At 44.3% G+C, this 14,147-nt stretch carries 6 protein-coding genes; 2 read left to right on the top strand and 4 right to left on the bottom strand.

Annotated features, from left to right (window positions below):
* Window positions 1-61: 61 nt before the first annotated feature.
* Window positions 62-1,981, bottom strand: a complete 1,920-nt coding sequence (locus QUA44_RS17920; RefSeq protein ID WP_333252752.1) for a S9 family peptidase — start codon at window positions 1,979-1,981, stop codon at window positions 62-64.
* Between the two features lie 225 nt (window positions 1,982-2,206).
* Complete coding sequence (locus QUA44_RS17915; protein ID WP_333252756.1) at window positions 2,207-3,400, bottom strand: NAD(P)/FAD-dependent oxidoreductase; 1,194 nt, start codon at window positions 3,398-3,400, stop codon at window positions 2,207-2,209.
* 525 nt (window positions 3,401-3,925) lie between these two features.
* Between QUA44_RS17915 and QUA44_RS17910 the strand changes: the two genes are divergently transcribed.
* The gene (locus tag QUA44_RS17910; protein ID WP_333252759.1) at window positions 3,926-6,994 is read left to right on the top strand and encodes a PAS domain S-box protein; all 3,069 of its coding nucleotides are present in this window, start codon (window positions 3,926-3,928) and stop codon (window positions 6,992-6,994) included.
* A gap of 124 nt (window positions 6,995-7,118) precedes the next feature.
* On the top strand, window positions 7,119-7,541 hold the full coding sequence (locus QUA44_RS17905) for a DCC1-like thiol-disulfide oxidoreductase family protein (protein WP_333252761.1): 423 nt from the start codon (window positions 7,119-7,121) through the stop codon (window positions 7,539-7,541).
* Window positions 7,542-7,741: 200 nt separating this feature from the next.
* Here the strand turns inward: QUA44_RS17905 and QUA44_RS17900 are convergent, their stop codons facing one another.
* Entirely contained in the window at window positions 7,742-8,173 is a 432-nt protein-coding gene (locus QUA44_RS17900) for a hypothetical protein (RefSeq protein ID WP_333252763.1), read from the bottom strand.
* A gap of 220 nt (window positions 8,174-8,393) precedes the next feature.
* Window positions 8,394-13,850 (bottom strand): AAA family ATPase, encoded by a 5,457-nt coding sequence (locus QUA44_RS17895; RefSeq protein WP_333252765.1) that lies wholly within the window; start codon window positions 13,848-13,850, stop codon window positions 8,394-8,396.
* Between the last annotated feature and the right edge of the window lie 297 nt (window positions 13,851-14,147).

The raw sequence follows: 14,147 nt of genomic DNA, 5'->3' as shown, positions 1-14,147 counted from the left end.
AACTGTCAACTGTCAACTGTCAACTGTCAACTGTCAACTGTCAACTGTCAACTGTCAACTGTCAACTGTCAACTGTTGTTTGCGGATTCACGACACCGGAATGATTGGCAATATTGCCCGCAGGTTCAAATCGACCTCCTAAATATTTGGCGAGGAATTCTTCTGCGATCGCGTAAAAGTGCAGGCGATTTTCCGGGCGCGCAAATCCGTGTCCTTCGTCTGTATAAAGCACGTATTCTACAGGTTTGCCGGCTTGCTTCATGGCATTGACAATTTGCTCGCTTTCTGCTACTTTGACTCGCGGGTCGTTGGCACCTTGGGCGATGAGTAAAGGTTTCTGGATGCGATCGACAAAAGATAAAGGCGATCGCGATTTCAGAAACTCTGGTTCTGTTTCCAAATTGCCGACGCGGTGATACAGACTTGCTTTTCTCGGTTCCCAGTAAGGGGGAATAGTTTGCAGCAGCGTAATCAAATTGCTTGGCCCGACAATATCGACGGCGCAAGCAAAAACATTGGGACTAAAAGTCAATCCCACTAAGGTGGCATAACCGCCGTAGGAACCGCCCATAATCGCAATTTTATCCTGTTGGGCAATTCCTGTTTCTACCAGCCAATTTACGCCATCTAGCAAGTCGTCGTGCATTTTAGCTGCCCATTCGCGATTGCCGGCATTAAGAAAGGCTTTGCCGTAGCCGCCGGAACCGCGAAAATTGATTTGCAGGACGGCGTAACCTCGGTTTGCCAGCCATTGGGATTCTGAGTTGTAACCCCAGGTATCGCGTCCCCAGGGGCCGCCGTGAACTAGCAAGACTGTCGGTACGGGTGTGGCGACTCCGACAGGTTTTGTCAGGTAGCCGTGAATTGTTAAACCATCTCTTGCGCTGTAAGCAATCGGTTCCATTGACGATAGCGGCAGGTTTTCGAGTTTTGGTTGCTTGCTGAATAGGAAGGTGAAGGTTCTGGAGGCGCGATCGAACACATAGTAATAAACTGGGCCGTCGTCTGTCATGTAAGCGACTAGCCAAGTGGTGTCGGCGAGGTTGCGGCTGGTGAGGTCGAATTCGCCGGGACGGAATTTGCCGATCGCCTCAAAATCTTCTGCTATGCTTTGGTCTAAAATCTGCCACTCTTGTTTGTCTTTGTAGAAGGAAACCGCCTGAATCTCTCGGTTGGTGGGGTGTACGACAATACCGCCAAGATCGTATTCTGGGTCAGAGATAATCTCCGTTTCCTGTTTGGTTTCCAAGTCGAATGCGATCAAACGTTCGGCGTTAGCATCGTGATTGCCGATGATGTAAAGAATTTTGCCGTTTTCGGAGAACATGAAGGCACCACCTTCGTCGTCTGCGCCCCAGCTTCGCAAGCTTTCCCAAGACTTGTCCGCAGTTTGCCGACCTAGCAATTCTGAGCCGCCGTCAGGAGTTGTAGCTGTGGCCGCCCGTACTTGAAATTGAGCGTCAGCAGTCCAACCGACGATGTTACCTGGGTTGTCGGTGTCAAATTCAACGGCGCCGTTTTTCAGGTTGATGCGGTAAACATCGTGTTTTCGCCGATCGCGGATGTTCATTCCCACTAATATTTGATTAGGGAAGTTGTGGTCAAGGGCGATCGGCTGGGCTTGAACGCCTTGAAATGGAGTCAAGTCGCGAACCAGCTTTGACTCGATATTGACTGAGAATAAATGCCAGTTTTCGTCACCGTCAGTATCTTGTCGATAAATTAATTCTTCACCGCTGTAAGTCCAAAAAAAGATGCGGATGCCGCGTTTTTTATCGGCTGTTAATTGGCGATCGTCTTCTTGACCGACTGTACGCACTCGCACTTGCAGGACGTTGTTTTCGTCTGGTGCAATGTAGGCGAGATACTTGCCATCTGGTGAAAGTTTTGGGCTAGTTTTTTCGGGGTTTCCGAAGAGAATCTCCCGCTCGATTAGCGGTGGAAGTTCGTTTTTTGGATCTTGAACTGTTATATTTTGCATTTTTTATTGTGATTAAGATTCTCTATTGGAATGGGCCTCTTGCCCATTCCACAAGAAAACTAAATCTTTGTGGAACAGGCATCTTGCCTGTTGTTACCCATTCCACAAGAAAAATAAATCTTTGTGGAACAGGCATCTTGCCTGTTGTTACCTATTCCACAAGAAAAATAAATCTTTGTGGAACAGGCATCTTGCCTGTTACGGATCTATTTGAAGAAGCATTGATTACTTTTTAAGCAACTCCTGAATCGGCTTGCTAATCCAATTGAATCCAACTTTTATTTGGTGGTCAAATGTTGGCATCCGATAGAGATAGGCTAGGCGGCGAGCAATATGTGCTAGTTGTCCGTCGAGTTTAATTCCTAAACCAGAAAGAGTAGCATTGTCAATGCCTAGTGTCATCATTTCTCCTAGCGGCTGGTACCGGAAAGGAAGTAATGGGCGATCGGTGAGGGATGCCCAAATGTTCCAGGCGGTATAGTCGGCTTGCTGGAAGGCTGTTTGGGCTGTTCCGGGGACTTTTTGTCCTGTTGCGTCGTGACATTCGGCCAAGTCTCCCAAGGCAAATATGTCTGGATGGTCGATAATTTGCATCTGGGAATTAACTATTAATTGACCGCGGTGGTTTTGTTTGAGGGGGAGCGATCGCACTGCTTGACTAACTTGAGTTCCTACTGTCCACAATACTATGTCTACCGGGAGAACATCTAATTGTCCTTTGTAAAGTAAGGATATTGTATCCGCTTCGATCGCCTCTACTTCTGTTTCTAAGTCGATCCACACTTTCCGTTTTTCTAAAGCTTGGCTGGCGGCTTCGCGGTTAAACTCCGGTGATGTCCGCAGAATCATGTCGCTTTGCTCAACTAACCGGATGCGACCTTTGTCTCCGAGTCGATCGGCTAATTTACAAGCTAATTCTACTCCTGAATAACCAGCGCCGACGATCGCCACCCGAATTTTGTCGGTATTGCTGGCTTCGAGAAACCGCAGTCTTTCTTCCAAGCCGTAGGCGTCCTTGAGGGTGCGGAACGAATAAGCGTATTCAACGGCTCCTTTTACCATATCGAGAGGGGTTTCGCCGCCTAAAGCTAAAACGAGGCGATCGCACGGAATTTCTGGGCCGTCGCGTAACTGCACTCGCTTCTGGTATAAGTCGATGCCCGAGACAGTGCCTTGACAAAAACGCACGCCTGTGTTTTCCAAAAGTTCGGCAAACGGCGGGGCGATTTCCCAGGTTTGGAGTTCACCGGTGAGGAGTTCGTACAGCAGGGGAACGAACAGGAAGCGATCGCGCCGATCGACTAGGACTATTTCGGGTTTTTCGGCTTTGGAGAAGGGTAACTGACTCAAGCGCAGGGCTGTGTAGAGTCCGCCGAAGCCTCCGCCGAGAATGCAAATCCGGGGTTGTTGTTGAGTCATGGTGTTTTGTGTGAGGGGCTCACGGTAGCAAGGAAACTTATCTTATTCTAACGAGAGTGAGGGAGTGGGGAAGAGGGAGAGTGGGGGAGTCGGAGAGTAAGGGAGTGGAAAAATCTTCCCTCTTTCCCTCGAACCTCAACATCCATCTGTTAAATCCGTTAAACTCACACCCAGAGCACCATTCGTGTGGAAGCTTTTTATGGGCGGGATCTCCTGCCCAACCCCTACTCCCCACAAGAAAATGCACTTGTTGTGGAACAGGCCGGAAAGCCTGTTAAGCGAGAATGGTGCTCTGGGCGTGAGTTAAATCCATTAAATCCGTTAGACAATGCGTTTCCGAACTATTTTCTAAATCTCTAGCCTTGATTAGCTTTACCTATTACCCGCCCTCAAATTTTCTGAATGTTCGCAGAACTAATTTTGTACTATATTAGTTTATAACGAATTATTTCGCACATTAAATTCACTTTTTATAGGGTCATCTACTCTAACACTTGCCCTCGCACTCACAAGTGAAAAAAAACCATGCAAATTTCTTCCAATTCTTCTAAATTTAAGAACGGCGATCACAATAACGAAGACGGCTCATCTTTGTTAAAAAGCGAAGAACGATATAAAAATTTAGTAGCTAATATTCCCGGTGCTGTCTACCGCTGTACCTGCGAGTATACGGACGACGGGGAATTAACACGGACAATGGCGTTTTTGAGCGAGGCTGTTCAAGAAATATCAGGCTATCCCTCTTCTGATTTTATCAACGATCGCGTCCGTTCTTTTTCCAGCATTATCCATCCTCAAGACCGCAAAAATGTGGATGGTACTGTCAAAAAAAGTGTAGCAACCAGAACTTCGTACATCCTTGAATACCGGATTGTCCGGGCAGACGGCGAAATTAGCTGGGTTTACGAAAAAGGCAAAGCTGTTTGCTGTGAGGAAGAGGCTAGAGGAAAACAAGAGGGACAAGGGGAAATTGAGGGCTTTTTGTCGGCTGTGGTTTCGCCGGTTTCGCCGATCGCAAATTCTCTGTGTCGGGTTGTTTATCTCGACGGAGTGATTTTGGATATTACTGAGCGAAAGCGAGCTGAGGAAAACCTGCGAAACACTCAAGATTTTCTGAATGCGGTACTGCAAAATCTGCCGATCAGTGTCTTTATTAAAGATGCTGTAGAGCAAAGATTTATTTATTGGAATACTGCTAGCGAAGAATTGTTTGGCTATTCGAGGGATGAAGTTATCTTAAACAATGCTGCTGACTTGTTGAAGTCAGAGGAGGCAAATTACTTGCAAGCACAAGATTTAGAAGTGCTGGTAACGAGAAAATGTGTCGATTTGCCAGAAGAAACTATCCAACTTCCCCACCGAGGAAAGCGGATTTTGCACACGAAAAAAGTTCCTTTGTTTGACGATTCGGGCGCGCCTAAGTACATTCTGGGTATTGCTGAAGATATTACCGAAAGAAAAAAAAATGAAACCGAATTGTCGCGGTTGGCAATTGTGGCTCAAAAAACCCAAAATGGTGTGATTATTACTGATGCTCAAGGCTGCATTGAATGGGTGAATGAAGGATTTACTCGGATTAGTGGTTACGTGCTGGCAGAAATGCAGGGAAAAAAACCGGGTGATGTACTGCAAGGCCCTCAAACAGACCCGCTAACTATTGCTCAACTGCGAGCGGCTTTGGCTACGGGCGTGCCGTTTAATCAGGAAATTTACAATTACAACAAGGATGGAAAGGGTTATTGGGTGGCGCTTTCGATCGCCCCAATTTATCAAGAAACCGGGGAACTCGAAGGTTTTATTGCGGTGCAAACTGATATTACCGATCGCAAGCAAGCAGAGGCAACAGTCAGGGAAAGCGAGAGTTATTACCGCTGCATTGTCGAGACGGCTTCGGAGGGTGTTTGGATGTTTAACAGCCAAAGCATCACGACTTTTGCTAACTCTCGGATGGGCGAAATGCTGGGGTATACTGTAGAGGAAATGCAGGGGCGATCGCTATTTGAGTTTATAGACTGCGAGTCTAGGAAAATAGCAGAAAGTTACGTGCAGCGCAGGCGGCTAGGCATTCGCGAACGCCACGATTTTAAGTTTACTCGCAAAGACGGATCTCACTTGTGGGCGATCGTGTCGGCGACGCCGATGTTCGACGCTGAGGGCGAATTTTCCGGGGTTTTGCGGATGATTACCGATATTAGCGATCGCAAACAAGCAGAAGCAGAATTGCGCCAAACTCTCAAAGAGTTGGAATTTGAAAAATTTGCTTTGGATCAATCGGCAATTGTCTCGAATACAGACGAATTCGGAGCCATTACCTATGTCAATGATCAATTTTGCGAACAATTTAAATATTCCCGAGAAGAACTGATCGGCAAAACCCACAGACTTGTCAATTCTGGCTATCATTCAGCAGATTTTTTCAAGCAGCTTTGGTTGACCATCCGCCAGGGAAAGGTTTGGCGAGGAGAAATGAAAAATCAAGCTAAAGACGGCACATTATTTTGGTTGGATACTACGATTGTACCTTTCTTAAATACGAACGGCGAACCCCATCAATATGTAGCAATTCGCAAAGATATTACCAACCGCAAACACGCAGAAGAAGCGGTGCGACTTTCGGAAAGTCAATTGAGGGCTAAAAATCAAGAATTGGCAAAAGCCCTACGGGACGTGCATAAAACTCAAAGCATGATGGTTCAAAATGAAAAAATGGTAAGTTTGGGGCAATTAGTTGCTGGCGTTGCTCACGAAATAAACAATCCAGTTAGCTTTATTTACGGCAACGTCATGCACGCTGACGATTACTTTAAAGACTTGCTAAAAATGCTGCAACTTTACCAGCAGGAATACCCGCACCCCACACCGGCAATTCAACAAGAGATAGATGATGTAGATTTAAATTTTCTGCTCAAAGATTTGCCGAACCTGTTAAATTCGATGAAAATGGGAGCCGAGCGAATTCGCCAAATTGTGCTGTCGCTGAAGAATTTTTCGCGATTGGACGAAGCCGAACAAAAACAGGTTGACATTCACGAAGGGATTGACAGCACTTTGTTGATTTTGCAGCACAGGTTAAAAGAAACGGCAGGACATCCGAAAATTACGCTGCTCAAAGAGTTCGGTGATTTGCCTCGCCTACAGTGTTATGCCGGACAGTTGAATCAGGTGTTTATGAATATTATCGGTAATGCAATAGATGCTTTGGAAGAAGCAATGGAGACGGGACAGTGGGCCGAGGGGGAACTTGCACCTATTCCTTGTTGTCCTTCGCCGACGCTGCGGATTTCTACGGAAGTAAAGTACGAACAGGATGTTTTGATGCAGGCAAATTCTGCTGTTTCTGATGATTCTATTCGGCATCCTTCTCATATTGTGATTCGGATTGCTGACAACGGGCCGGGGATTCCGACGGAGGTTCATCAAAGGCTATTCGATCCGTTTTTCACTACGAAAGAACCGGGGAAAGGGACGGGTTTAGGGCTGTCGATTAGCTATCAAATTGTGGTGGAAAAGCACGGCGGGCAGCTTCATTGCGATTCCGCACCGGGTCAAGGCACGGAATTTGCGATCGAGATTCCTGTGGGGAATAGTCAGTAGTCAGTAGTCATTAGTCAGTAGTCAGTAGTCAGTAGTTATTTACTACCAATTACCCAATGCCCAATGCCCAATGCCCAATGCCCAATGCCTAATTCCCAATGCCCAATTCCCAATTCCCATAACCATGAAATATAACGTAATTTACGACGGCAATTGCAATCTCTGCGTTACCTTGGTGCAGTTACTAGAAAATTTAGATAAAGGCCAGAATTTTGAGTATATTTCCATGCAAGATTTAGAGGAATTAAATCGCTTTGGGATTACGTCTGAAGACTGCGAAATGGGGATGATTTTGATAGATGGCAACACCCCGGAACGGCGCTGGCAAGGCAGCGATGCGGCGGAGGAAATCGGGCGGATATTGCCTGCTGGCGAGGTGTTTGTGGCTGCTTACCGGGCAATGCCGGGGATGAAGTGGATGGGCGATCGCGTTTACGAACAAGTCCGCGACAACCGCTATACTTTGTTTGGCAAGCGATCGACTACTTACAAATCTGTTTATGCAGTTGGCTGTAGGTCGATCGACAATTGCGACAATCGGGACTAATACCAAATCCAGCTTATTTCTTAGTCCGCGTCGGCGGACTTCGTTCGTGTAGAAGGGGAGCCTCTCATATTTGTAAAAACACTTCTTCTGGCTCCTTCTTTCTTCCTTCTGACTCTTTCCTCCTGGCTCCTGTATCCTGTCTCCTAACTCCAATTTCTAGCTTAGCTGCAAAACTGAGATGCTCCCGTGTAGAAGCGATTTCAATCGCCGAATGACTGATTAAACAAATCAAATATCTGCTGGCAAAAGTCTTTGAGTTTTTGCGCCGACTCCACCGCAGGTTCGGTTAGGCCCAGAAAATTCCAATTTTCCACAGTAGAAAAGTGCCACTGCTGACCGCTATGATCGTAACCTGCCGCCTCAACTCCGATCGCCCGCCGATATCCTTCCACCGGATCTTGGTAAAATCGGATTTGAATCAAAATGCTGCGGCTTTGCAGCAAGCGACTTCTACCGGGAAAATGGAAGCCAATGTCGATCGAATCTGGATCGACAAGTTCTCTGGTATCCTCGTCATTCATCCAAGGTTTCAAATCGACTTTTGCATCCGGGAATTCGGACTTGAATAAATTAACAACCGCAGCAATTTTGCTGGCAACTTCTATATTTTTGGCTTGTTCGGCAGCGTTCACTCGAAATACTCCTATCAAATACAGTTATTACATGATTTAGCTAACAATGTAACTGCATACTGCCTGCTTTAAACCGTGAACTGTGGACTATTTGATAGATATTTAGGAATTGACAAAATTCCAAGTATGTGTTAAGCACAAGTCATAACATTTGAGATTTGAGATTTGAGATTAAACAATTGGCAATGACTGATTCCGTAAGGGGGGTGAATAAATTTTATCAAAGCGGCAGGGCGATCGCAAATTCCGAACCTTCTCCCAGCACCGATTCGCAACTGAGTTTACCGCCGTGGGTTTCTTCGACAATTTGCTTGCTGATAGACAACCCCAAACCCGTACCTTTTCCTACTCCTTTGGTAGTAAATAAATGGTCAAATATTTTCGACTTGACCTCCGATGACATCCCTTGACCGTTATCTTTGATGGTAATCACCACGCTGTTGCTATCCTCGGAGACTTGAGTGATAAGGGCGATCGTATTCGGTAAAGCTACAATTTCAGCATAAGTACGACCCTGATTCGATTCGTCAAAACACTCGATCGCATTTGCCAGCAAATTCATAAATACCTGATTTAGTTGCCCAAAATAACATTTAACTGGCGGGATATCTCCGTATTCTTTGATAATCTTAATCGCGGGGCGAGTATCATTAGCTTTCAGGCGATACTGTAAAATCATCAAAGTGCTGTCGATGCCCTCATGAATATTTGCTGACACTTTATTCGCACTGTCAGCGCGGGAAAAAGTCCGCAAAGACGTGCTAATATTGCGGATGCGCTCTGTACCTGATTTCATAGATAAAAGCATTTTCGGCAAATCTTCCATCAAATATTCTAAATCAATCTCCGATGCTTTATCCTCTAATTCATCACCCGGATTAGGAAATTTTTCTTGGTAAAGTTGCAAATAATCAATCAAATCTAAGCTAGCCTCAGCAGCAGCATCAATATTCCCCGCAATAAAACCCAGCGGATTGTTAATTTCGTGAGCAACCCCTGCAATCAAGTTGCCGAGAGCAGACATTTTTTCGCTTTGAATAAGTTGCAGTTGTGCCTGTTGCAGTTCATTGAAAGATTTTTCTAACTGTTGAGATTTTTCTTTCTCGCGCGCGTACAAACCAGCATTTTCTACAGCAATAGCAACTTGAGAAACTAATACTTTGAATACTTCTACTCTCTCTGCTGTAAAAGCTCCTACTGTCAAAGCATTTTCTAAATAAATTATTCCGCGCCGCTGAGATTGATAAATCATCGGCAAACAGAGGATTGATTTTGGTTGATATTTCTGAATGTAGGTGTCCACCTTAAAAGGTTCGGCGACAGTCGCATTGTCTAAAACCAGATGCTTTTGACTGCGGTGTACGTAATTAATCACCGACAGGGGAACATCTTGACGATTTTCTACGGGAATAGACGGTAAAATTGTCACTTTATCATCGGCAAAACTGCCAGTAGCTTCTATGCAGAGGATATCGTTTTTCAGCAGCATTAGCACTACTTTTTGAGCCGCCGCATTTTCTAAAATAATTTTGATTAATTTGGTCAACAATTTTTCTAGAACAATTTCACCGTTAATGGCTTGCGCCGACTTAATAAAAGTAGCTAAGTCTAAGAAATCGCCTAAACTACTACTGGTAGTATTTCCCGTGGCAGTGCGGGTGACATCGAGGGTTGGGGTTTGAATTGTGCGCGTCTGTGCTGCTAAGAAAGGATGTGTTAATTCTAAGTGTTTAACTTTAGCTATGGCTCCCCAATGGATATATCCATAATAGGCTTTAGTCAGATATGCTTGAGAAACTATCTCTTTACCCAAAGCTTGATAAAATTCTCCGGCTAATTCATAGGCTAATGCTTCCTCTTGAATGTAACCGTTTTTGGCGGCTCCATCAATTGCGCGATCGTACAATTCCATTGCTTCGGTATTTTTCCCCAACACTCGCGCTTTCTCGGCTGCTACCAAGTCGTATTTGTGTTGATAATTCATCGGAGCATCAATTGCCCATTTTTTCATCTTCTTTTGGTTTCGCAGCACTTTTTTCAGATATTGCTTTTGCTCCCCTTTCTCAGCTTGAGGATACAAAGCGAGAAGACTTATAGAAAAGTAAAAATTATTCAGGGAAACTACATAAAATCCGGCTACGGCTTCTTCATATTTCTCAAATAACCTTGAATTTTCTAATGCTTCCGCGTAGTTGCGGAATATAAAATTAAGCTGAGTTTTGGCATGATAAACCAAACTCACTAAAAAAAAGTTTTTAGATTCTATTAAAACGGGGAGCGTTTTGACTTCATTAAATTTATCACCGACTAAATGGCAGGGTTCGACAGCTTGACCGCGCAAATTGAGGGTTGTCTGCCTGCCTATACTTAGATACTGTACAGCCATTTCTAGTTGAGATTGCTGCATTAGTTTCATATATTTACCCGTCTCCTGATCCACCAAATCTAGAGGCTCTCCTATCGACATTTTTTTGAAGCAATATTGACCTATACAATAACTCGCATATTCTAATTCTCCAGTTTCCATCCCAGTTTGAAAACCTTCCTTGAGAACGCTTAATCCTGAGGAAAGCTCGGTTTTCCAGTGTAGAATAAAACAACCCAAGAGTGTATAAACTCTACTTTTCATTGAACGGGATGGAGATTGGTCTAACATCCTAATGGCCAGTTGACCGCATTGGTATGCCAAACTAATGTCCCCTAGCCGGCACATAACTACGCCATAATAAAGGTAGGCAATACTTGCATAAGGCGAATTGCCATATTTAATGCACAGCTTGACCATCCTAAATGCCAGCAGTGGTACCAGGCGGGGTTTTCCCTGAACAGCAGTGCTGATAATCCCTGATAAAATCCGCATGGCTGCTTGTTGATTGGGATCTGTCATTTCTGGCAAGTTAGCTAAATCCTCAATTCGTTTCAATCCCAAGCTCAGTTTTGTCTTCATTAGTCCCGCCACAATATTTAGCGCGTTGGGGTTTTGAGGAAAAGAAATGCCTAACAGTTTCAGCACTTCCAGTCCTGTATTTAGTGCTTCTATCAGTCTAATTTGAGCATTGTAAGACTGGATTTGAAGTTCATAAACATTCATTTTATCCAGTAAAATTTTAGCTTTTTGCAGTACAATCTCGACCAGTTTTTTTGAAGCTTCATAGTTGATGTTTAAGTATTCAGCTTCTGCTGTTGACTCGTAAATTGCTAACGTTAATTCATACTGACTTTGCCAACAATCCGCTGGCAATAATTCCATAGCCACCCGCAAATACCTAGCTGCAGCTTCATAAGCACTCGCGGCTTTTGCCTTGCGTCCAGCAGTTAAGTTTAATTTTGCTAACTGCGTTTTTTCTGCTGGCCGGCTAATCGTGTCAATTCCGACATTCAACTGATTGACGATATCAAAGATGTTTTCTTCTAGCTTGTCGGGTGGAGTATTCTGTAACAGTAATTGACCGACTTCTAAATGGGTTAATTGCTTTTGGTCTTCGGGAATGAGCGAATAAGCGGCTTGCTGAACGCGATCGTGCAAAAATTTGTAACTAACCCGCGAAGTGTCTAATTTGAGATTGATTGATTCGGCTCGATCGAAAACTAAAGGAATACGATAAGCATCGCTCAATGGCAGAATTAACCCTGCTTGCAAAGCTGAATAAAGTTCAGTGGCTGTAGTATTAGCTGACTCTTCTCTGACAAGTGACAGCACATCTAGAGCAAATTTATCTCCCACGCAAGCTGCTAGCTTCAACACTTCTTGCGTGGGTGCGGGCAGCTTTTCAATGCGAGAAGCTACCAGTTCCACCACACTTTTATCGGTAATTCCAATGGCTTGGATTTCATCGATACTCCAATACCAGCCACTTTGACTTACCTCATTTGGAATGGGATTAAAGTCAAATCTTAAAAGATAGTCTTGATAAAGTGCTTGGAGTAATTGCGTCAAGAAAAAAGGATTCCCGCCCGTTTTATTCCAGATCAAGTCTGCTAGGCTGCTTACTTTTTCTGTGCTACTGTTAAGTGTTTCAGTGACTAATTCCGTCACATTTGCTAAATCCAGCGATTGCAGCACGATATTATTAACTATTGTACCAGTTTTTTCAATTTCTTCTACAGTCTGAATTAAGGGGTGCGTCGGACTAACTTCATTGTCTCGATAGGCACCGATTAGCAACAAATATTCCTGGTCAGGGTCAGTTATCAGTATTTGCATCAACTTTAATGTTGCTGAATCTGCCCACTGCAAATCGTCTAAAAAGATTACTAGGGGGTGTTCTTTTTGGGCGAAAACGCGAATAAATTCTTTGAATACCCGATTGAATCGATTTTGGGATTCTACAGGGGCAAGTTCTGGCACTTCTGGCTGTTTGCCGATGATAAATTCAACTTTTGGAATTACGTCGGCAATTACTTGCCCGTCTGTTCCCAATGCTGTTAAAATTTTAGTGCGCCATATTTCTAATGAAACTGCACTTTCTGTTAGCAATTGCCGCAGCAAGGAGTTAAATGCTTGGATTAATGAGGCATAAGGAATGTTGCGTTTGAATTGGTCAAATTTGCCGCTAATGAAGTAACCTTTTGACCGGGTAATGGGTTTGCTAACTTCGTTGACTACGGCTGATTTGCCGATGCCTGAGTAGCCTGATACTAGCATTAATTCGCTGGTTCCTGATGGAACCGACTTTTGTTCTAAGGTTGCTGGTTTTTCTTCTGACAATTTGTTGGCTAAACCCGCTCTTACACGTTCAAATGCTGCTAGCAATTCATTAACCTGATTTTCCCTACCGTACAATTTTTGGGGGATCAACAATTGGCTGAGAATATCTAAGCTTCCGGGGATGAAGTCGGCAATTTGTCCGCTGGTTTCTAACTGATGCAAAGAAATTTCTAAGTCGGGCAACAATCCGGCCGCACTTTGATATCTATCTTCGGCATTTTTTGCCAGCAATTTCATCACTATCTCAGAGATGGCGACAGGTATTTCTGAATTGATTTGATGGGGAGATATTGGTTGAACTGCTATGTGGCTGTAAACTATTTCCAGGGGGTCGTTGCTGCGGAAAGGCAATTTTCCGGTCAGCATTTCATATAATGTGATACCAAGGGAATAAAAGTCTGTGCGGTAATCGAGGGTGCGGTTCATTCTCCCGGTTTGTTCGGGTGACATATAGGCTAATGTGCCTTCGACTGAGTTGGGATTGTTGAATTGCGGGTTTTCTTTGTTGAGTTTTGTGGCAATGCCGAAGTCAGTGAGTTTGACTTGTTTTGTTTGCGAGTTAATTATGATGTTGCTGGGTTTAATGTCTTTGTGAATAATGTGCTGATAATGCAGGTATTGTAATGCTTTGACTATTTGGATGGCGATGTTTAAATTTGCTCGCAGACTCAATGTTTCTTTTTCTAGGAGTTGGGCGAGGGATTGGCCGCCAAAGTCTTCTAAAACCATTCCTAATCGGTGATCAAAAGTTTCGAGACTGATGGCTTTGACGATTTGTTCGCTGTCTAAATTTTGGCGGATTTGATATTCGTGTTTGAGCCTGGTAATGGCTTCGAGGGTGGGGTATTCGGCTTTGAGGACTTTGAGAATTGCTGGGGGCGCGTCTGTCGGTGTTTGTCCGCGATAGATTATTGTTTCGACGCCTTCGTGCAGAGTAGAAGTTATTTGGTATTCTGATGTAATTAACATTACTTAACTTATAAATTACAGGAGCTAATTATTATTAGATTAACACTAATTAATCTTAATTTCGTGTGATTCCGATCGTGTATTTTGCGATTCGCAATCACACGGAAGATACACTAAGTGAAAATGTGGGCTTGGTCGTTGGTGTCAACAAACATCTTAAATGTAATCTCGGTCTTGTGTTTGAGTCCCGAATGCTTTCGCTGCACCGTTTTTCAGGGGGATAGGAGCGATCGCACTGGGCCTCAAACAGCAGGAGATGGGAGCGATCGCACTGGGCCTCAAACAGGCAAGTGAACG

Source organism: Microcoleus sp. N9_A2, assembly GCF_036701775.1.
Taxonomy (GTDB): domain Bacteria; phylum Cyanobacteriota; class Cyanobacteriia; order Cyanobacteriales; family Microcoleaceae; genus Microcoleus.
Note: the sequence above shows the minus strand (reverse complement) of the source record. Positions and strands in the feature narration are given on the sequence as shown.